Annotated in this window: 22 protein-coding genes; 11 read left to right on the top strand and 11 right to left on the bottom strand. The window is 61.1% G+C overall.

The genetic code is table 11. The annotated features are described in order from the left end of the window. Nucleotides 1–28: 28 nt before the first annotated feature. Entirely contained in the window at nt 29–565 is a 537-nt protein-coding gene (locus OQE62_RS13350; protein ID WP_265722536.1) for a YaeQ family protein, read from the bottom strand. 111 nt (nt 566–676) lie between these two features. Here OQE62_RS13350 and OQE62_RS13355 point away from each other — a divergent pair, with 111 nt between their 5' ends. The 11 genes from OQE62_RS13355 (at nt 677) to OQE62_RS13405 (ending at nt 9643) form a co-directional block, all read left to right on the top strand. Then, on the top strand, nt 677–1282 hold the full coding sequence (locus tag OQE62_RS13355; protein WP_265722537.1) for a LemA family protein: 606 nt from the start codon (nt 677–679) through the stop codon (nt 1280–1282). 12 nt (nt 1283–1294) lie between these two features. Then, the gene (locus tag OQE62_RS13360) at nt 1295–2059 is read left to right on the top strand and encodes a TPM domain-containing protein (protein ID WP_265722538.1); all 765 of its coding nucleotides are present in this window, start codon (nt 1295–1297) and stop codon (nt 2057–2059) included. Further along, a complete protein-coding gene (locus tag OQE62_RS13365) occupies nt 2060–2671 on the top strand; it encodes a TPM domain-containing protein (RefSeq protein ID WP_265722539.1) in 612 nt (203 codons plus the stop codon). A gap of 17 nt (nt 2672–2688) precedes the next feature. Further along, nucleotides 2689–3555: a PDZ domain-containing protein gene (locus OQE62_RS13370; protein ID WP_265722540.1), complete on the top strand. Its 867-nt coding sequence runs from the start codon at nt 2689–2691 to the stop codon at nt 3553–3555. 429 nt (nt 3556–3984) lie between these two features. Continuing rightward, complete coding sequence (locus OQE62_RS13375; RefSeq protein WP_265722541.1) at nt 3985–4890, top strand: lipase family protein; 906 nt, start codon at nt 3985–3987, stop codon at nt 4888–4890. Between the two features lie 443 nt (nt 4891–5333). Beyond that, nucleotides 5334–6050, top strand: coding sequence for a Crp/Fnr family transcriptional regulator (locus OQE62_RS13380; protein WP_265722542.1), 717 nt, complete (start codon nt 5334–5336; stop codon nt 6048–6050). Nucleotides 6051–6189: 139 nt separating this feature from the next. Beyond that, on the top strand, nt 6190–6816 hold the full coding sequence (locus tag OQE62_RS13385; protein ID WP_265722543.1) for a response regulator: 627 nt from the start codon (nt 6190–6192) through the stop codon (nt 6814–6816). Between the two features lie 169 nt (nt 6817–6985). Beyond that, nucleotides 6986–7672 (top strand): hypothetical protein, encoded by a 687-nt coding sequence (locus tag OQE62_RS13390; protein ID WP_265722544.1) that lies wholly within the window; start codon nt 6986–6988, stop codon nt 7670–7672. Between the two features lie 64 nt (nt 7673–7736). Then, the gene (locus OQE62_RS13395) at nt 7737–8279 is read left to right on the top strand and encodes a hypothetical protein (RefSeq protein WP_265722545.1); all 543 of its coding nucleotides are present in this window, start codon (nt 7737–7739) and stop codon (nt 8277–8279) included. A 133-nt stretch (nt 8280–8412) separates the two neighbouring features. After that, entirely contained in the window at nt 8413–9006 is a 594-nt protein-coding gene (locus tag OQE62_RS13400; protein WP_265722546.1) for a tail fiber protein, read from the top strand. Between the two features lie 43 nt (nt 9007–9049). Beyond that, entirely contained in the window at nt 9050–9643 is a 594-nt protein-coding gene (locus OQE62_RS13405; RefSeq protein ID WP_265722547.1) for an NUDIX hydrolase, read from the top strand. 136 nt (nt 9644–9779) lie between these two features. On the opposite strand, the gene lysS is transcribed toward OQE62_RS13405, so the two are convergent. The 10 genes from lysS to OQE62_RS13455 form a co-directional block, all read right to left on the bottom strand. After that, on the bottom strand, nt 9780–11273 hold the full coding sequence (gene lysS / locus OQE62_RS13410; protein WP_265722548.1) for a lysine--tRNA ligase: 1494 nt from the start codon (nt 11271–11273) through the stop codon (nt 9780–9782). 87 nt (nt 11274–11360) lie between these two features. Further along, a protein-coding gene (gene prfB / locus OQE62_RS13415) for a peptide chain release factor 2 (RefSeq protein WP_377535611.1) occupies nt 11361–12456 on the bottom strand; the annotation gives its coding sequence in 2 pieces (ribosomal slippage) (nt 11361–12383 and nt 12385–12456; 1095 coding nt in all). Between the two features lie 336 nt (nt 12457–12792). After that, a complete protein-coding gene (locus OQE62_RS13420; RefSeq protein WP_265722549.1) occupies nt 12793–13893 on the bottom strand; it encodes a permease in 1101 nt (366 codons plus the stop codon). Further along, nucleotides 13886–14281: a MerR family transcriptional regulator gene (locus tag OQE62_RS13425; RefSeq protein WP_265722550.1), complete on the bottom strand. Its 396-nt coding sequence runs from the start codon at nt 14279–14281 to the stop codon at nt 13886–13888. The genes OQE62_RS13420 and OQE62_RS13425 overlap by 8 nt, the downstream gene beginning before the upstream one ends. A gap of 158 nt (nt 14282–14439) precedes the next feature. Next, on the bottom strand, nt 14440–14895 hold the full coding sequence (locus OQE62_RS13430; RefSeq protein WP_265722551.1) for a hypothetical protein: 456 nt from the start codon (nt 14893–14895) through the stop codon (nt 14440–14442). A gap of 42 nt (nt 14896–14937) precedes the next feature. Then, nucleotides 14938–15567, bottom strand: a complete 630-nt coding sequence (locus OQE62_RS13435) for a LysE family translocator (protein WP_265722552.1) — start codon at nt 15565–15567, stop codon at nt 14938–14940. A gap of 10 nt (nt 15568–15577) precedes the next feature. Beyond that, a complete protein-coding gene (locus tag OQE62_RS13440) occupies nt 15578–16486 on the bottom strand; it encodes a DMT family transporter (RefSeq protein WP_265722553.1) in 909 nt (302 codons plus the stop codon). 94 nt (nt 16487–16580) lie between these two features. Beyond that, nucleotides 16581–18308: a single-stranded-DNA-specific exonuclease RecJ gene (gene recJ, locus OQE62_RS13445; protein WP_265722554.1), complete on the bottom strand. Its 1728-nt coding sequence runs from the start codon at nt 18306–18308 to the stop codon at nt 16581–16583. Between the two features lie 106 nt (nt 18309–18414). Then, entirely contained in the window at nt 18415–19806 is a 1392-nt protein-coding gene (gene thrC / locus OQE62_RS13450) for a threonine synthase (protein WP_265722555.1), read from the bottom strand. Between the two features lie 84 nt (nt 19807–19890). Then, a complete protein-coding gene (locus tag OQE62_RS13455; RefSeq protein ID WP_265722563.1) occupies nt 19891–21225 on the bottom strand; it encodes a homoserine dehydrogenase in 1335 nt (444 codons plus the stop codon). Nucleotides 21226–21452 lie beyond the last annotated feature (227 nt).

Here is a 21452-nt window from a genome sequence, read left to right on the forward strand (position 1 = left end):
CATGCGCGGATTTGCCCATCCGGTGAAACTACTTCCAGACCTCCGGGACGACCTCCACACTCCGCTCGGCGCTGCCGATCCAGAGATGGCCGTCCTGGACGGTGATATTCAGGTTCATATTGCGCTCGGCCAGCGCCGCGAGCTGCTCGCAGGTCTCGCCCGGCAGGTGGTAGACGCGCAGCTTGTCGAACCGTTCCAGCGCAGCGCCGTGCTTTCGCCACCAGACCGGCGCCGCGCGGCGCCCGTAACTGTACACCAATACCTGATCGGCACGATTGCAGGCCTTGCGCAATCGGTCCTCCGCCGGCAGGCCCACTTCGATCCAGAGGTCGATTTCGCCCGCCGGGTTCCGCAGCCAGAGGTCCGCCTCATCGTCGGTGGACAGGCCGCGGGTAAACTCGAGGTCTTCGGCCGCGTTGTGGGCGAAGGCCAGCAGCCGCACCATCAGGCGCTCGTCGGTCTCCGACGGATGCCGCGCCAGCGTCAGGCGGTAGTCCCCGTAGTGCTGACGGTCCATATCGGCCAGCCGCAGCCGGGCCTTGAAGATTGTTGCTTTAAGCGCCATTTGTGCTCCGCAGTTGCCCGGCCCCGCGCTTTCCGGGAACAGGAGGCTATTCTTGGGTGGTTTAGTAGAGAACGCTTTCTGCACATTCTCTCGGCAAAGGGGTCACCCGGTATGAACTCTGCCCTCGCCCGCGCCTGGCAAAGCGCCGTCTTGTGCCTGCTGGCAGTTGGCCTCAGCGGCTGCGGTATCAACAATATTCCCACCTACGACGAGCGGGTTAAAGCCGCCTGGGCACAGGTGGAGAACCAGTACCAGCGCCGCGCCGACCTGATCCCCAACCTGGTGAAGACGGTCAAGGCCTACGCCGCCCACGAGCGGGAGACGCTGCAGGCGGTCACCGAGGCCCGCGCCAGGGTCAGTTCCATGCAGGTGGACGAGAACCTGCTCAACGACCCGGCCAAGCTGCAGCAGTTCGAGGCCGCCCAGGCCCAGCTCTCCAGCGCCCTGGCGCGCCTGATGGTGGTGGTGGAGCGCTACCCGGACCTGAAGGCGGACCAGAACTTCCTCACCCTGCAATCGCAGCTGGAGGGCACCGAGAACCGCATCGGCGTGGCCCGGCGCGATTATATCCAGGCGGTGGAGCGCTACAACCGCGAGATCCGCACCTTCCCCGGGCGCATCTGGCATATGGTGCTCTACAGCGATATGCCCATCCGCGAGACCTTCCAGGCCACCAGCGAGGATGCGGAGAAGGCGCCGGAAGTCGACTTCCAGTAAACGGTGCTCCACATGCCGATCCGTCTCCGCGCCCCCGGGCCCACCGCCGCCTGCCTCTTCGCCCTCGCCGCACTCCTTTACGCGGCGGGGGCGCTCGCGGATATACAGTTCCCCACCCTGTCCGGCCGGGTGGTGGACAATGCCAAGCTGTTGAGCCCCGACACGGAATACCAACTGACGGAACTCATGCAGCAACACGAAGAGCAGACCGGCAACCAGTTGGTGGTGGTCACCCTGCCGGACCTGCAGGGGCTGACCGTCGAGGAGTACGGCTACCAGCTTGGTCGCCACTGGAAAATCGGACAGGAGGACAGGGACAACGGCGCACTGCTGATCGTCGCGCCCGATGAGCGGCAGGTGCGCATCGAGGTGGGCTACGGCCTCGAGGGCGCACTCACCGATGCCCTTTCCGCCAATATCATTCACACCAAGATTCTGCCCCGTTTCAAGAACGGCGACTTCGACGGCGGTGTGACCGCCGGTGTCGAGTCCATGATCGCGGCGATCGGGGACGAGTATGTGGCCGAACCCACGGAATCCGGCGGCGATCGCCGCCTGGCGCTGCTGGTGGGGCTGTTTCTGCTGCTGGTGATGCTGCAGCTGTTCGGCAGCTCGGTACTGGCGACGCCGGCCAGCGGCCGCTACCGCCGCGGGCGCTATGGCGGCTATTATGGTGGTGGCGGTTTCGGGGGCGGCTTTGGCGGCGGGGGCCCGGGTGGCGGCTTCGGCGGCGGGGGTGGCGGATTTGGTGGAGGCGGCGCCTCCGGGGGATGGTGAATGTTAACCAGTGAATACCGGCGCAAGGTCGTCGAAACCATCAGGGAGGTGGAATCCCGCACCGACGCGGAAGTGGTCACGGTACTGGCGCGGGAGGCGGACAACTACCTGTATATTTCCACCCTCTGGGCGGCCTTCCTGGCCCTGCTGCTGGCGCCGCTGATGCAGTTCCTGCCCTGGTGGCTCGAGTACCAGCAGGCCTTTACCCTGCAGTGGATCCTGTTTATCGCCCTGTCGGTGCTGTTCCGCTGGCGGCCACTGACCATGCGGCTGGTGCCGAGGAAAGTGAAGTACTGGCGCGCCGCCAACCTGGCGCGGCGGGCATTTCTCGAGCAGGAGCTGCACAGCACCCGCGGGCGCCTGGGACTGTTGATTTTTGTGTCCCGGGCGGAACACTATGTGGAGATTCTCGCCGATCGCGGCCTGGCGGCGCAGGTCACCGACGAGAACTGGCAGGAAATCGTCGAGCATTTCATCCGCGAAATCAAACGCGGCAAAACCGGCGAAGCCTTCGTACACTGTATTGAACAGTGCGGCGAGCTGCTCGAGGAGGCGGCGCCCGTCAGCGAAATCAAAAACGAACTGCCCAATCACCTGATCATCCTGGAATAAAGAAGCAGGCGAACCACATGAAATCCGGAAAACCCGCCCTGATCACCGCGGTGACACTGCTGCTGATCGCGGTCACCTATATCGCCTACGGCGCGCTGAATCGCAGCGCAACCGCAGATGGAGAACAGCCCGGCGCCGCCAGTCTCTTTGGCGGTAACGAAACCAGCCTGGAAAAACGCGTGCAGTCGCTGGAGAAATCCCTGCGCGACGCCAACCGCATGCAGTCACAATTGCTGGAGCTGGTGGAGGATCTCGGCAAAAAGCTGGAACAGGTGGCGCCGGCGGACGCATCGGTGGAAGATCGCACCGCGGCAATCCGGCAAAGCCAGCACCGGGAGACGCACTCGGGCGATGAGCAGCTGTCCCGCGGGGAGCGCTACCGGAAATACCGCCGTATGCAACTACAGCGACTGATAGACGCGGGCCTCAATCCGGACCGGGCGGAATACATCCTGGAGAGACAGGAACGTTTCCAGTACGAGCATATGCAGATCACCCACGAATACCGCCACCTGAAAGACAAATCCTCCCCGGAGGCGCAGAAACTCAAGGAAAAACTCAGTAACTACAGCCACCCGCGCAAGATGTTCGAACACGAACTGAACGAGCAGGAATTCGAACGCTATCTGGAGGTCAACGGCGGCCAGCCGGAGATGCAGATAGACCGGGTACTCGACAACACGCCGGCCCGGAATGCCGGCCTGCAGCCCGGCGATAAAATCATTTCCTACAACGGCGAACGTATCTTCCACTCGGGGGATCTGCGCTCGCAAATCTACAAGGTGGCGCCGGGCGAAACCGTCGAGGTGGAAGTGCAACGTGCCGGGAGTTCGGCGAAGGAAGTGATTTATGTACCCAGTGGACCGCTGGGTATTCAGGGCTGACAAGGGAGCCGGCCCCGCTCATTAGCGCCTGCACAACAGGCTCCTGCGGCGATGGCAGCGGACAGCCGCCAGTTCGCAGTACCCAGGCGCTCAACACCGCCATTGCTGCTCTGTGCCGCCGCCTTCTGCTCTCCCGGAAACTCAGTGACAGCTATTCCGCGGCACACTCCGGGCACCTATACGGGAACATCGGCTGATCAAGCCCATTCATACCTGCCGAAAGTGCTCGCGACACTCGACTGCCGATCCAAATCGTTGCTCCCGCAATCAAAATAACAAAATATGTTCGATTAAAAATGCCGCCGACTGACATGGACAACAACGGTCTATTATAGCGCCAAGCATATGGATTCATTGCCCTACATGGCGTAGCTTCCAAAGTTCACAACTGTTTTGTTAACAGGAACACAAATAATAAGGATACTCTCCATGAGCACATTGGAATGTCGCCTGATCAATGCGTCAATCGCCTGCTACGCCATCAAGGATGGAAAAATCGATCCCGACAACCCCAACCTGCAAGCGCTGGAACCGAAACCCGGTACCCAGCCCACCGTATTCGTCAACGGACCGGAACAGATCAATGCCGGATTTGTCGCGGAGACGGTAGACGACTGGGTTGTACTGGCACTCCGCGGCACCCTGCCACCTTTCCAGGGCAACTTCTGGGCCTGGGTGGAAGACTGGCTACAGGATTTCGAAGCCGGCCCCACCGATTGGAATGTCAACGGCAAATTTTTCGGTCGCGTGGAAACCGGCTTTGCCGATGCCGTACACAGTGTCTGGGACCAGGTAGAAAACGCCATCTCGAAGATAGATCTGGAGACCAGACAGGGCATTCTCATCACCGGTCACTCCAAGGGTGCGGCGATGACCTTCCTCGCTGCCTCGCTATTGAAAACCGCCTATCCACATATCCTGGTCGAAAACTGCTGCTTCGCCGCACCCCTGACTTGCGACGAAACCTTTCGCAATAACTACAACGCTCTGGGGCTGCGGACGTTCAGCGTGCGATACCAGAATGAATACGACCTGGTTCCCTTTCTTCCCTGGTGGCCCGCTCTCGCCCAATTGGCTCGCGCGCAGCGGCGCGACCAGAAGACAGCATCACCCCTGCTTACCACGGAGAGCTGGCCCGAGGCGGGCGACAATATCTATCAGCCTGTGGGAATTCTCCGCTACCTGGGACCCGATTGTGTCGTCGAGTACGGTGATCGCGGAGAGCGGGACGCCTGGGATGCCATCAAATACGCCCTGGAGCACTTTGAGTTCCGGAAAATCGTTGACGCTCACTCCGCCACCGGACGCTACAACAGCTGTGTCTGCCGGAGCTGACTTTCCGGACGGGAGGAGCTCAGCCCCTGCAACGACCGCCTAGTGTGCCGTGCGGGAAGTTCGCGAACAAAGGCGCACAGCCAAAGCGCTCAGATCAAGGCGAGAAAGCGCTGGAATAGCAGGGCTATTTCAAGCTTTCTCAACGCAGAGCTGGGCGCTTTGGCGCAGCGAACTATTTGCGAACTTCCCGTACAGCACACTANGGCTATTTCAAGCTTTCTCAACGCAGAGCTGGGCGCTTTGGCGCAGCGAACTATTTGCGAACTTCCCGTACAGCACACTAGACCACGGGCCGCCAGCCCCATTGATCCGACAGCTTCCACACACGGCCCTGTGACCCGCGTAATAACGGCCGCTCTTCCGGATAGCTCCGGAACAACAATCGTACCGGGCAGGCAACAGGGCAACCCAGCGGCAGAGGTATACGACACCGGCAACATTTAGTGAAACAAGCTGTGCCTTTTGGAGAGCGTCTTTCCCTTGTTTCCAGTAGCCCGATCTTCCAAGCACTGGATAGCAGCATACTTTCGGAGATTGCACGCAGGGCTGTCTGCCGGACACATCCGCCGGGAGAATTCCTTTACCGGAAAGGTGAAGAGGCCGACTCGGTTCTGCTGGTGATCAATGGCCTGGTACGCCTGTCGCTTGCTTCCCCTGAAGGACGGGAGTTCTCCGTGCGCCTGGCAACCCGCGGCGATTCACTGGGCGAAACCGCACTTGCCAACGCCATTTCCCGGGATACCGACTGCCTCGCCCTCACCCACTCAAGAGTGCTGAAAATACGCAGGAACATGCTGTCCAAAGCCGACATCGGCGCGATATCCTCCGACCTGAACAGGTTGCTGGGCCAGCGCCTTTCCAGTCTTCTGGCAATAGTCGAGGAAATTGCCCTGCATAACCTGGAAGGCCGACTCGCGAGGCTATTCTGCCGCCTGGATCAGCAGCAATACCTGTCCCTGCACCAGCTCCACCAGGGATTGCTTGCCAACATGGCCAATGCCAGCCGCCCCAAAGTCAACCAGCAGTTGAAAAAGCTTCACAACCTGGGAGCCATCAAACTGGCCTCCGGCCAGGTCATCTCCATTAACCGGGCCCTCCTCACAAAACTTTTCACAATAAAAGGAGAGAAAGTTTCGCGACATAACGAAACTGGCCGCTGAACCCCATAGCTCCACACGAAATTCGATATTGCCTTCACCTCTCCCATCACAGGCTGTTCCACAGGGAACAGCCTGTCCTTCCCAGACGATTTTATTCTTCCTCGACAACCCGAATAAAAAGGACAGGGAAGCTATGGCTATGAAAATGAACATAGTGATTGCAGACGGACATGAAGTATTCCGGCAGGGTCTTCAATCCCTGATAAAGTCCCTGGACACGATAGACAGGCTTTTCCTGGCAGGAGATGGACAGGAGACCTGGGACATTATCAAACGGGAAAAACCGGACCTCGCCATACTGGAGGTAAACATACGGGGAATCGGCGGCATTGATATTGCCCGAAAAATCGACCTTTACGGCTACCCGACCCAGGTGATCATTCTTACCTCATGTGAAGCCCCGCTCGTTGCAATGACAGCCCGGGAAGCGGGTGCCAGTGGCTACGTATTAAAGCACAGCCCCTTTGATAGCCTACTGAGAGCACTGCAGACTGTCCAGGACGGAGGCACATTCACAGATCCGAAAATTCGCACAAAAATAAGTAAGTTTCACCGACAGGGTGGAATATTTTCACCGCTTTCCCCACGGGAGACCGAGGTCGCCCGCCTGATTTCCACCGGAAACAGCAGCAAGCAGATCGCCCGCCTGCTGAATGTCAGCCCGAGAACCGTAGATACCTATCGGGATCGGCTGATGAAAAAGATCTCAGCCAACAACCTTTCCGAAGTCGTGCGCTTTACAATCATGGCTGGCCTTATCGAATGAAGCACCCGTCTTCACTGTAGGCTCGTCTACGGACATCTCCATCCGTATTTGCACTGATACCAGTGCTCCCACCACGTGACCTACTCTTGGATTCGGCGCGGGATCAAAACTCTCCCGCCCGTAACAGAGATGTAACTACCAATACTCAATCCGAATGAGGACACCGAAAATGGTCATGACAATCAGCTATGCCAGAGATGGCAAAACAACAGTTTCCAACCAGGCTCAACCGGCTGCGGCCACGTCAGGCGGAACCCCGTACTCGCTGACCGCTGTCAACAACAGCGCACAGCCCTGGGTAATTTATGTCTACCAGAAGATGCCAAACCAGTCGAATGACCTCTTCTCTCTCGCATGGTTTGCCAGCCCCTACCAGATCAGGGTCGGAGACCAGATCAGGTTCCAGTGGGAGGTCGACTACAACTTCGTCTGGAGCGATACGGGAACATTGATCCCGGGCGTGAACTTTTTTGCCTCCGGCTCAAAGGATGCCAGTCCGGACGGTGCAAACAGCACAAATTTCAGTACTGATCCGGGCCCCGGACTTTCCGATCCGGTCCAGGCTTCTCCCAAGGGATCCCTGATAATCAACGACGCAAGCGATGTCCCCAACAACCGGTATTCCGTCGGCATAGGAATGTCCGGTGCCGGTACCTACGTCGTCCAGGCCGGAACCAACTTGAAACACCAGTTTACCCCCACCCCCAGTTACTGGATTGCCGCCGGCATTGACCAGAAGGTGGGAACCGTCCTGGATATTCAGACGATCACCCAGACTTCAGAAGTGAAGTACGACCCCAATGTGTACGACAAAACGGCCACACTGGGTTCTGACAACAACTGGACCATCTCATAACCCGGAAACCGGCGGGATCGTCTTCCGATCCCGCTCCGGTTGAATACTTCTGGAGAATCATTCCATGCCACATCAAATCAAAATCGGTAAAATCAGTGATTCCAACCCGCCTCTTTGGTTGGACACTTCAACTTTGGGAAGCAGTGCCACCCTATACGAGATATCGACCAGTCAACCTGCGGGCGAGAACTGGCTCTATGTAAACCAATTCTGCTCATTACTTTCGATATACTGGTTACAGAACGATCCCCCCTCACCTTTCGGTCTCGGCAACATCAGTGACAAAAAAAAGTTGGAAATGGCGGAAGTACTAATCGGATTTGCGGGTCTGGATGACCAGGCAAATTACGCCGCCAATTCACTCAGCGGCAAGCGGGAATTGAAAGAGAAGGTTGTCAGCGGGGTAGAGAACGGCATCTTCGCTACTGGAACGCAGATCTGGGCCGGAAATGACGTTCACGTTGTCGCTATCCGGGTGAAAGATAATCGGACCTTTCAACTGTATGACTCTTTCAGTGGCGAAGTCGAAACGTATGGGCGTCAGCAATTTTCAACGCTTATGAATGCTCTTCAATGCAACGCATTCGTTGTAGCCGGGAGCAAATAGAAGATACCCACCCGAAAAGCCATGACTCAAGGATCTCAAGATCCGGGGCCTGATTCCGGGAGCCGGCGTTTCACGTCACCGACATCCCCCCGGGCTCCGGAACTTGAATAAATGACATTACGGAGGTCACGCCATGTTTGTCACAACCCCAATTGGCTCAATATGCCCGTTTGCGGGCCAGGTCAATCCGGTATCCGGAGCGCAGAACGACCTTTGGAGTAACAGCGACTGTACAGGTTTCACACCTGGCAGTGCGTCCGTATCCGATAAATCGCCACTCATATATCCGGAAAACCAGGGATGGATGCTCTGCGACGGCCGCTGGCTTCCGGTAGAGGGTTATCCGGAACTCTATGCGGTTATCGGCACCCTGTATGGAGAAAAGACGGAAAGCCAGGTTGCCATGTTCCGCATTCCCGACTACCGCGGGCTGTTTTTGCGTGGTTACGATGCCGGAGCCGGCCTGGACCCCGATGCGAAAAACCGGAATGCCCCGGATGGTTTTGGCACAGTTGCCAATGTTGTCGGCTCTCTACAATGCGACACCCTCCAGGACCATACACACAGCTACGACATAACCCAACCATCGGGCGTTTCAGCTCAGGGGCAGGCAGCCGGAACCAATATCACATCCAAGGAAACGGCCTCTCCCACCAAGCCGGCGAGATCGAGCTCGGAAACACGGCCCAAGAATATTGCCGTCAACTTCATCATCAAATACCGGTAATTCCCGGAATCTTTGAGGATTAGAAACGTCAAGGAGAAACATCATGCAAGTTTACGCTGTACTTTACACGGAGGATGGACATTTCATGCTCGCACGGAAGCTTTCGAAGGGCTATTTCTTTTATGACCCCGCCAAGAGCCAGGGAGCTATTGTTCCCGACGGACAATCGTTGAACGGCGGCGATAACTACGCACTCCCGGGTGGTAAACGCAACAAAGGCGAATCAATCACCGGGGGCGCGGCACGTGAGTTTTATGAGGAAACCGGAGTAAAGATCAGTAACCAGTCGGTGTCGGTATTGGAACACCAGTTCAGCCTTCAATTTGGAGCGGGCTATTTCCTGGCCTCGAATGATCAAATCAAAACGATCCACACAAAAATCCAGAAAACCAATCTCGTCGCGGCCACCAATGCCTCTGTCGATATCGAGCACGGCAGTATCTCCCAGTACTCCCAGATTCACCAACGCTACCCCGACGCCCCTGCGGACAATGAACTGGAAGCCGTTTATATCTGGAGCGTTTTCGATAAAGCCAACTGGGAAGAGATCGAAAAGTGGCGGGGAAGCCCGACACTTGGCTGGTATTACGACATCCTGCTGTATTTGCGGGACCAGGTCCTCAGCCGGGCGGTATGAGTGTCCCGTTTTGTTTCCCGATCGGGGGATCACAGATGTATCTGCGGGAAGGGTCCATGGCCACGAGCGATATTCGGATTGTTCCGATAGTCCGATCGCTGCCATGGACCGCCCCTGCAGGGTACAGTAAAAGGGATTATTCCGCAGCGGTCTCCGGGCGCATATGCGGGAACAGCAGCACATCGCGGATCGACGGTGAATCGGTCAGCAGCATCACCAGCCGGTCGATGCCGATCCCCTCCCCCGCCGTCGGCGGCAGACCGTATTCCAGTGCGCGGATATAGTCGGCATCGTAGTGCATGGCCTCGTCGTCGCCGGCATCTTTCTCCGCCACCTGGGCCTTGAAGCGCTCCGCCTGGTCCTCGGCATCGTTCAGCTCCGAGAAGCCGTTGGCGAGTTCGCGGCCACCGACGAAGAACTCGAAGCGCTCGGTCACGAACGGGTTGTCGTCGTCGCGGCGCGCCAGCGGCGATACCTCGGTGGGGTATTCGGTGATGAAGGTCGGCTGGTCCAGGCGGTGCTCGACGGTTTTCTCGAAAATCTCGATCTGCACCTTGCCCAGGCCCCAGGAATCCTTCAGCGGAATTTCCAGGCTCTCGGCCACCTTGCGGGCACTATCCAGGTTGTCGATATCGCCGTGGCTCAAGTTCGGGTTGTAGCGCAGAATCGAATCGAAAACCGTCAGGCGCTCGAACGGCCGGGCAAAATCATAACTGTTGCCCTGGTATTCCACCGTGGTGTTGCCCAGCACTTCCTCGCAGATGCCGCGCAGCATGGCCTCGGTCAGGTTCATCAGGTCGTTGTAATCCGCGTAACCCTGGTAAAACTCGAGCATGGTGAATTCGGGGTTGTGGCGTGTGCTCAGCCCCTCGTTGCGGAAGTTCCGGTTGATTTCGTAGACGCGCTCGAAGCCCCCCACCACCAGGCGCTTCAGATACAGCTCCGGTGCCACGCGCAGGTACATATCGATATCCAGCGCGTTGTGGTGGGTGATGAACGGCCGCGCGGTGGCGCCGCCGGGAATCACCTGCAGCATCGGCGTCTCCACTTCCATGAAGTGGTTGTCGTTCAGGAAGCGGCGGATGTAATCGATCACGCGCGAGCGGGTACGGAATACATCGCGGGATTCCGGCGTTGCGATCAGGTCCACATAGCGCTGGCGATAGCGCATTTCCTGGTCCGCAATACCGTGGAATTTTTCCGGCAGCGGGCGCAGCGCCTTGGTCAGCAGCGTGTACTCCTCGCAGGTGACGTAGAGATCGCCCTTGCCGGATTTCTGCAGGGTACCGCGCACGCCGACGATATCGCCGATATCCCAGGCCCCGAAGCGCTCTTTCATGTCCTTCTGCGCCGGCTTGCCGGCGTACAACTGGATGCGGCCGGACACATCCTGGATCACCATGAAGGGCCCACGCTTGGCCAGGATACGGCCGGCCACGCTGGCGACCTTACCCAGCTCTTCCAGTTCTTCCTTGCTCTTGTCACCGAACTCACGCTGCAGATCCTCCGCCAGGTTTTCGCGGCGGAAAGCGTTCGGAAAAGCATTGCCCTTCTCGCGCAACGCGGACAGCTTGGCGCGGCGCTCGGCAATGAGTTTATTTTCGTCTTGCTGGGATCGGGTGTCTGTCATGTCGATTATTTGCGTGTCGTTGAGGTGGGGTGCGCCGTGCGCACCGTTGTGGTCAGGCGGTGCGCACGGCGCACCCTACGGGAGAATTTACAGGCCCGCTTTCAGGCTCGCCTCGATAAACTGGTCCAGGTCCCCGTCCAGCACTGTCTGGCAGTTGCTGGTCTGCACGCCGGTACGCAGGTCCTTGATACGCTGGTCGTCGAGCACGTAGGAACGGATCTGGCTGCCCCAGCCGATATCCGACTTGTTTTCTTCCATCGCCTGCCTGTCGGCATTGCGCTTCTGCATCTCCTGCTCGTACAGTCTGGCACGCAGTATCTTCCAGGCCTTGTCGCGGTTCTGGTGCTGGGAACGCTCGCTCTGGCAGGCGACGACAATGCCGGACTCGAGATGGGTCAGGCGAACCGCGGAGTCGGTCTTGTTCACGTGCTGGCCGCCGGCGCCGGAGGCTCGGTAGGTATCCTCGCGCACCTGGGACTTGTCCACCTCGATCTCGATATTGTCGTCGATTTCCGGCGACACGAAGACGGAGGTGAAAGAGGTATGGCGGCGGTTGCCGGAATCGAACGGCGACTTGCGCACCAGGCGGTGCACGCCGGTCTCGGTGCGCAGCCAACCGAAGGCGTGGTCGCCCTGAAAGTGGATAGTGGCGCTCTTGATACCGGCCACATCGCCGGCGGAGGCCTCTTCCAGCGTGGTCTTGAAACCGTGGGCCTCGCCCCAGCGCAGGTACATGCGCAACAGCATCTCCGCCCAGTCCTGGGCCTCGGTTCCGCCGGAACCGGACTGGATATCCAGGTAGGCGTTGTTGGCGTCGTTGGGGCCGGAGAACATGCGGCGGAATTCGAGTACGCCCAGTTGCTTCTGCAGGCCCTCGATCTCGCCGGAGACCTCGGCGACCGAGTCCTCGTCCCCCTCTTCCGCGGCCATCTCCAGGAGCTCGCGGCAGTCGGAGATACCGCTGTCGAGACTTTCGATAGTTGAAACTACCGTCTCCAGGGAGGAGCGCTCGCGGCCCAGTTCCTGGGCGCGGTCCGGGTTGTCCCAGACGCTGGGTTCGGCCAGTTCCAGCTCGACCTCGGTCAGGCGTTCTTTCTTGGTAGCGTAGTCAAAGATACCCCCTAAGAACGTCGGTGCGCTCTTCGAGGTCTTGCAATTGGTTGAGGAGGGGATTGATTTCCATGAACTCTCGGATTCCGGGGAATTTTAAAGCGGCGCGCATTCTACCGCAGGGGGGCGGTTTTCATCCAGTGGAGCGGGAGAGGCCCTCTCCCTGTGCAACCGGAACATCCTTTACAGTTTAAACCGGGGACATCGTTTACATATCTGGCACCTCAAATCGCCCGCTTCCGTGTTGAGGGTGGCCTCCCTGACCGCCCTCTCCCCCGGCCCCTCTCCCGGAGGGAGAGGGGCGCTTGATCGGAAACATTTAGAACGAACCAACCCACCGGGCTCCATCACAACTCATACCAGCCCCCTCTCCCTCCGGGAGAGGGTTAGGGAGAGGGGAGGCTATCGCTCAGGTGCCGAGCCAATTCATCAGCAGGCCGGCGGCGATGACCTGTGGCAGGGTCAGCAGCGGCAGTGCCAGGGCCAGTTTCCAGGAGCCGGTGGTGTCCCTGATGGACATCAGCTCGGTGTAGTCGGTGGAGACACCGGCCATCAGGAAGGAGAAAGCGTTGCCGGGGGCGGCGGCGCGGCTGAAGATGTCCGCGGCCAGCGGTGTGGCGCCCTCGGAGCAGACTTCCAGGATGGTGGCGGCGATCAGTGTCGCGCCCAGGCCCAGCGCCGTGGGGCCGAACCACTGCTGGAAGATCGCCGGGTCGACAAAGGCGCGCACCAGCACCGCCAGCACGATGCCCACCAGCAGCCAGCGCACCACCATCTGCGAGCCGCGGATGCCCTCCCACAACAGGCCGCCGATACTGGTGGGGGTCAGCTCGGCACGCTGCCACAGCTCGGCCACCTCACCGCGCCAGTCGTAATCCTGCGGCAACTCGACCTGATTCGGGTTGGCCGGCAGCCTGCCGCGATCCACCAGTCGGTCCGCCAGGTAGCCGGACAACAGCGCGATCACCGCCGAGCAGAGAATGAATGTCAGCGTCCACCAGAAACCGATCAGCGCCACCAGGATCACCGTCAGCGACAGGGAGTTCCAGGGGCTGGCGATCAGGAAGGCCATCACCTGGCCCAGGCTGGCGCCGCGCTTGTAGAGCTGCATGCCCACCATCAGGATGCCGTGGGAGCAGAGATCGAAGAACAGGCCCGCCAGGGTGGCGCGGACCAGCCCGCGTTTGCTGCCGCCGCGGCCGAGGGCCGAGATCACCAGTTCCTGCGGAATCCGACCCAGCAGGCCCACGAACAGCGCGCCGGCCGCCACGCCCCACCACATGGTGTGGGCCAGCTCCACAGTGCCGGCAGACATCTCCTGCAGCCACGCCGGCATGGCCGCCGCATCCACCGCCCAGTAGATCCCGTAGAGGACCGCCACGATCGACAGGCTGCCCCAGAGCAGCCAGTCGATACGGCCGTGGGGCTCGTCGGCGCAGCAGGCGGAGGTGTGGGATTCCACCGGTTGCGCCTCCTGCGGCGGCTGGGGGCCGCAACACCTGTCAGTCATGTTCCCCTCCCGCCAGTCTGTCCAGGATCGCGCACTCCGGTGATTCGTCGCCGGCACAGCGCTGTGCCAGGTCCCTCAGCGTGGTGCGCATCTCGCGCAGGTTGCGCAGTTGCGTCTCGACATGCTCCAGCTTGCCCAGTACCAGCAGCTTGGCATCGTGGCTGCGGCGCGACGGATTCTGGTGCAATTCCAGCAGGTCGCGCACCTCCTCGACGGAGAAACCCACCGAACGGGCGCGCTGGATAAAGCGCAGCGTCTCCAGGTCGCGCTCGCTGTAATCCCGGTAGCCGTTCGCCGAACGACCCGGTTGCAGCAGATGGATGGACTCGTAATAGCGCAGCGCCTTGACCGTCAGGCCCGACTGCTGCGCCGCCCGGGAAATATTCATACAGGCTCCCGCTGTTGAGCTTCTGAACACGGTGCAGGAGGTTAAAGATTACCGCAAGGGTAAGGTCAAGCGGGCGGGTCGGGCGCCCTGGAGAGCGGGGCGGGCTATGCCGTACCCCGCGGTCACGCCCGTGTCGGCAATTCGAAAGGGCGGCTCCGCTAACGGGTCTGGGCCCCGCTGGCGGAGTCGGAGCAACTCTTGTGCTGGTACTCCACCTGATCCGCTGGATCGAAACCCAGCTCCAGCGCGGCGTCCAGGGAATCCTGGCCAATCAGGTGTAGCAGAACCTCGCCGGTGGGGCCCCCACAGACGCTGGGGTACATACGGTCGGTGCGCACGCCGCAGCGGGACTCCTGCACCTGCACACCGCTGTCGGTCAGCTTGCGGGCGCTCTCGTCCCGGCCGATACCGCCGCCCTCGCACTGCTTGCTGCCCCTGGACTCCAGCACCCAGATCAACTCTTCCGCGCGCACTGCGGGTTCCTCCTCCTCTGTGGCGGGTGCCTGCGATTCGGCGGTAGATGACTCTTCAGTGACCTTTTCGCGGTCGGCGCGCTGGCCACAGCCGGCCAACACCAGGGTGACGGCCAGCAGGCAAAAAAAACAGGGTTTCATCGACAAACTTCCTCTGTAAAGAATCCGGAACCAGCGGTGCGGTCACCCGAATGCGAGCCAGCCACCGACACCCAGCATCAGGGTACCGGCGATACGATTGACCAGGCGCACATTCTCACCGCGCCGCAGCAACCCACTCAGTGTACGCCCGCCGCTGGCATAGATCAGCATACACAGCGTCTCCAACAGAAGAATGATAGCAATCAGCACCGAAAGCTGGGGCAGCAGCGGCCGCTGGTCGTCGACAAACGGCGGCAGCAGCGCAATAAAGAAGGCCCAGCCTTTGGGATTGGCCACCGCGGTGACGAACCCCTGCAGCATCAGCGCGCGCCGCTTGGGCGGGGGCGCGGCGCCGTCGCGCTCTTGCGGCGCCAGCATCGCCATGCCCCCGCGGGCCCGCCACATCTGGATCCCCAGCCAGGCCAGGTAGGCGCCGCCGCAGTACTTGAACACCTGAAAAGCAGCCGGGTATTTCAGCAGCAGTGCCGCTATCCCGACCACCGCCGACACCGCAACCACTGCGACACCCAGCAGTTCACCGATCATCATCCACGCGGTGCGCCGCACCCCGATCGACATGCCCAGCGTCAGCGCCAGGGCCATACACATACCCGGGGTAAGCGACACGAAAAAGAAAGTCGACACAAACAGCGCCAGTGCGGAAAAATCCATACAACCTCGTTCAGTGGTGGCTGCCGGCGTGAGTACCGTAGCGGCTCAGCAACATACCCGCCAACATCAGGCCGCAGCCCAGCAGTTCGCGGCCGCTGAATACCTCGTTGAGGATCAACCAGCCGGCCACCAGCGCGAATACCGATTCCATCGCCATGATGACGGTGGCGTGGGAGGTGGCGGCGTGGCGCAGACCCAGCAATTGAAAGGTAAAGGCGATCGCGGTAGAAAAAATCATCATATAGGCGATGGGCCAGGCGGAGGCGATGGCGCCCTCCAGCGTCGCCTCTTCGATCAAGAGGGAGGCCACCGCAGACAACAGGCCGCAGCAGAGAAACTGGATCGCCGCCAGGCGCAGTGCGTGGTAGCGCTTTACCAGTCGGTCTGCACTCAGCACCTGGACGGCGAAAGCGAAGGCGCCGGCGAATACCAGCAGGTCGCCGATCATCTGCGATTCCTCGGAGAAATCGCCCAGGCAGTAGAGGCCGGCCAGCGCGATGCCGATGCCGCCCCAGGTCCATCGGTTGGTGGCGAGTCCCAGGGACAGGCCGATCACGGACACCAGCAACATCTCCATACCGGAGATAAAACCGGCGCGCCCGGCGCTGGTGTAAACCAGGCCCCACTGTTGCAGCGCCGCGCCCAGGAACAACCAGAACCCCAGGAGCGCGCCGCCGCCAAAACAGTCGCGCCAGCGGCTTTTTACCGCCGCGCCGGCCTCCGGCGTGGCCACATCGCGCCGCGACGACAGCCAGTAGACCAGCGGTACCAGGATCAGGCCGCCCAGCAGGAAACGCCAGGCGTTGAACGCCAGCGGCGGCATATGTTCCATGGCCATTTTTTGCGGCACGAAGGCCAGGCCCCAGAAAAGCGCGGCCAGTAACAGCAGGAGTTCGGCTCTCGCCTGTTGTGCTTTCATTCAATCTCTTCCGGAAACTCGATTTGGGGAGCGCATCTCCCCCTCTGGATTCCGGCCTTCGCCGGAATGACGAACGATAGTGGTGACGGCCGGCTCAGATGGCTTCCAGGTGGCTGACCATCAACTGCAGGGATTCCCGGCCGCGAAATTCGTTGATATCCAGTTTGTAGGCCAGCCGGATTTTTTCCGTCTGTTGCGGCCAGGTGTCGGTGTCGATATTGAACGCGATTGCGTCCAGCGCCAGTTGCGGATCCCGCTCCGGTGCCACCACCATTTTCAGGTGGCGTTCGCCGACGATGCGCTGTTGCAGCAACAGGAACTCGCCGTCGAATTGCGGTTCCGGGAATGCCTGCCCCCAGGGGGCGCAGGCGCGCAGTGCGGCCGCGGTCTGCATGGAGAAATCCGCGGGCTCCAGCTCGCCGTCGGACTCGATGATCGCCTGCAGTTGCGATTCGTCCAGACGGCTGCGCACCGCCATCTCGAAAGCATCGACAAAGGCCGGAAAGTCTTCCTGCCGCAGGCTGAGTCCCGCCGCCATGGCGTGGCCGCCGAACTTGGCAATCAGGTCCGGGTGGCTGGCCGCGACATCGCTGAGGGCGTCGCGAATATGCAAACCGGGAATCGAGCGCGCCGAGCCCTTGATCAAGCCGTTATCGCCTTCCGCGAAGGCGATAACGGGCCGGTGGAACTTTTCCTTGATGCGGCTGGCGAGAATACCCACCACTCCCTGGTGCCAGTTTTCGTCGTAGAGACACAGGCTCCAGGGAATCTCGCCGTCCAGTTGCACTTTTTCAAGCAGGGCCAGCGCCTCGCGCTGCATGCCCTGTTCTATCGCCTTGCGGTCGCGATTGAGGCCGTCCAGTTCCGCGGCCAGTTCGCGGGCCTCGGCGGGATCCCGGGTCAGCAGGCAGCGAATGCCGGTGCCGATATCGTCCAGCCGCCCGGCGGCGTTGATGCGCGGGCCGAGCATGAAGCCGATATCGGTGGTGGACAGCTTGCGCTGGTTGCGCCCGGCCACTTCCAGCAACGCGGCGATGCCGGGCCGGCAGTGACCGGCGCGGATGCGCGCGATGCCCTGGTGCACGAGGATGCGGTTGTTGTGGTCCAGTGGCACCAGGTCGGCGACGGTGCCCAGGGCTACCAGGTCCAGGTAATCGGCCATATTGGGCGCGGCGATACCGCTGTCTGCGAACCAGCCGCCCCGGTCCAGTGCGGTGCGCAGGCGGCTGAGCAGATAGAAGATCACGCCCACGCCGGCCAGGTTTTTGCTGGGGAAGTCGCAGTCGGGCTGATTGGGATTGACGATGGCGTCCGCCTCCGGCAATTCGGCCCCGGGTAGATGGTGGTCGGTAACGATCACCGTCATGCCGGCGGCTTTGGCGGCGGCGACGCCGTCGATACTGCTGATACCGTTATCGACGGTGATCAGCAGATCCGGCGCGGACTCTTTCGCCACCTCGACGATTTCCGGTGTCAGGCCGTAGCCAAAGTCGAAGCGGTTGGGCACCAGGAATTCCACCCCGGGCGCGCCCATGGCCCCCAGCGCCAGCACCGCCAGGCTGCTGCTGGTGGCGCCGTCGGCGTCGAAGTCGCCGACGATCAGGATTTTCCGCTGTTCGCGCACCGCCTCCGCCAGCAGCTCCACGGCCGTTTCCAGGCCGCGCATGGCCGCGGGCGCATGCAGGCTGGCGAGGCGGTGGTCGAGCGCCGCCTCGCTGGTGACCCCGCGGCCAAGCAGTACCCGCTGCAGGATTTTGGGTGTGTCGGAAGCAAAACGGCCAGTGGAGAGATCCACTGGCCGTCGCTGAATTGTTTTATGCATCTTTCGTGTTCTTTTTTCGATTGGCCGCATCAGTTCACTCGTAAGCGAATTCTGGGGCTTCGCATCTGGGTTCGGTATTCTTTTCGAGTCCCGAGTCCCGACAATCCTACCCCAGCGCCTCCGCCATAAACCGCTGCACCCCGGCCAGGTCGTTGGGCAGTACCTTCATCCGCTCCTCGCGCTGGAAGAGGTCCTGCATATGCGCCGGCAGGGGAATTTCCCGGGTGGGCAGCGCTCGGGCCACCGCGTCGGGGAATTTTGCCGGATGGGCGGTGGAGAGGCAAACCATCGGCTGTTCCGTCGATTTGCGTACTTTTCTCGCGGCCTCGACGCCGATGGCGGTGTGCGGATCCAGCAGGTATTCGGACTCCTCGAATACCCGGCGGATTGTCTCGACGGTGCGCTGGTCGTCGACGCGATACGAGTAGAAGACCTCCCGCGCCTTCGCCAGCACCCTGTCGTCCAGCTGCATGGGCGCACTGCGGTCCGCCAGCAGTTCGGCCACGGCGGCGCCGTCGCGGTCGTAGAGGTCGAACAGCAGTCGCTCGAAGTTGCTGGACACCATGATGTCCATGCTCGGCGACAGGCTGTGCACCAGTGGTCTGGGGGAGTGGTCGTTGTCGCTGATGCAACGGTGCAGGATATCGTTGGCGTTGGTGGCGATCACCAGTTGGTCGATGGGCAGGCCCATCTGCCGCGCCAGGTAGCCGGCGAAGATATCGCCGAAGTTGCCGGTGGGCACGGAGAAGTTGACCATTTTGTCCGGCGCGCCCAGGTTCACGGCCGCGTAAAAGTAGTAGACGATCTGGGCCATGATGCGCGCCCAGTTGATGGAGTTGACCGCGACCAGGCGGCGGCCGTCGGGCAGGAACGACTGGTCGGCGAAGCTGGCCTTGACCATGTTCTGGCAGTCGTCGAAGCTCCCGTCGAGGGCGATATTGAACACATTGTCCGACAGCACCCCGGTCATCTGCCGGCGCTGTACCTCCGATACCCGGTTGTGCGGGTGCAGGATGAAAATATCGATATTGTCGCAGTGGCGGCAGCCCTCGATGGCGGCGGAGCCGGTATCGCCGGAGGTGGCCCCCATCACCACCACGCGCTCGCCGCGTTTTTTCAGCAGGTGGTCGAACAGCTGGCCGAGAAACTGCAGGGCGAAATCCTTGAAGGCCAGGGTCGGGCCATGGAACAGCTCCAGGATCCACTCGTTGGTATCCGTCTGCACCAGCGGCGCCACGGCGCTGTGGCGGAAATGCCGGTAGGAACGCTCGAGAATATCGCGCAGCTCGTCGTCACTCAGGTCGTCGCCGACAAACGGCTGGATGATGCGGAAGGCCAGCTCGCGGTAATCGAGCCCGGCCATTGCACGGATTTCCTCCGCGGAGAATTCGGGCAGGGATTCCGGCACATAGAGACCGCCGTCCGTGGCGAGGCCGGTGAGGACGGTGTCGGTAAAGGAAAGGGACGGCGCGCGGCCGCGGGTGCTGATAAATCTCACGGTGTTATTTCCCGGCACTGACATGACAAGTCCCCTCTCCCGCCGGGAGAGGGAAGCCAAGTTTTCGGATTCAGGGGTCCGAAATTACCCAAGTGGCTCTACGCGGATACGCACTACGTCGCCTTCGACCGTATCCAGCGCCTCGATCTCGGCTACCGCGTCGCGCAGGCGGCCCTCCTTGGCGCGGCTGGTGAGGATCACCACCGGCACCAGGGCCTCACCGTCGGCGGGTTCGTGCTGGATCAGGGCCTCGATGCTGATGCCCTGGTCGCTGCAGATCCGGGCCACCTGGGACATGACGCCGGGCTTGTCGTGGGCGGAGATGCGCAGGTAGTAGCTGGTGACCACCTCGTCCATCGGCAGCACGTCGCCGCCGTTCTGGCCGCCCTCGGCCACGCCGGAGACGGGAACCCGCTGGTCCGGCGCCGATTCCAGGGTGCGGGCCACATCGACGATATCGGCGATCACCGCCGAGGCAGTGGCCTCGTCGCCGGCACCGGCGCCGTAGTAGAGCGTGGGACCCACGGCGTCGCCGTTGACCAGTATCGCGTTCATCACGCCATTGACGTTGGCGATCAGGCGGCTCTCCGGAATCAGCGTCGGGTGTACCCGCAGTTCCACGCCCTGCTCGGTGCGACGGCCGATGCCCAGGTGCTTGATGCGGTAGCCTAGCTCGTCCGCGTAGCGGATATCCTCGCTGGTGATGCCGCTGATGCCCTCGGTGTAGACTCTGTCGAATGCCAGCGGGATCGCAAATGACAGCGACGCCATGATCACCAGTTTGTGGGCCGCATCTATGCCCTCCACGTCGAAGGTGGGATCCGCCTCGGCGTAACCCAGCTCCTGAGCCTGGCCCAGGGCCCCGTCAAAGGTGCGGCCCTTCTCGCGCATTTCCGTGAGGATATAGTTGCCGGTGCCGTTGATGATGCCGGCCAGCCACTCGATGCGGTTGCCCACCAGGCCCTCGCGCAGGGACTTGATGATCGGGATACCGCCGGCCACCGCGGCCTCGTAGGCGATGGTCACACCTTTTTTGGCGGCGGCGGCGAAGAGTTCATTGCCGTGCTCGGCGATCAGGGCCTTGTTGGCGGTGACGATATGCTTGCCGTTGCGGATGGCCGTCAGCACCAGCTCCCGGGCCACGGTGGTGCCGCCAATCAGCTCCACCAGAATATCCACGTCGGGATTGGCGGCCACATCGAAGATTTCGCGGGAGATATTCAGCGCGCTGGTATCGCAGGCCGGATTGTCCCGGCGCGCGCCGATCTGCACGATTTCCACCGGGCGGCCACAGCGCGCGGCAATCTCTTCACCGTTGCGCGCCATCACATTGACCGTACCACTGCCCACGGTGCCCAGACCGCAGATACCGATACGCGCCGGCCGCCGAGGGCCCTGCAATTGTTGTTGGGATTCCAGTTCGGTGGTGTCTTCGACAGGTGCGCTCACAACTTCCCTCCGCGCAAGCGGCCCGCGCCATCTACCGGCCGGGACCGGGAACGACCGGACACCCCGGCGCGGGGACGCGAACCAGGCAACAGCGCAATAAATGGCAATAAAAACGACAAAAGGACGATAACCTTACTGAGGAGGAAGGGAAACTGTCAATAAAATTGCAGAACAGTAGTGACGGCGACCAGTGGTCA

Source organism: Microbulbifer halophilus (genome assembly GCF_026183675.1).
Taxonomy (GTDB): domain Bacteria; phylum Pseudomonadota; class Gammaproteobacteria; order Pseudomonadales; family Cellvibrionaceae; genus Microbulbifer; species Microbulbifer halophilus.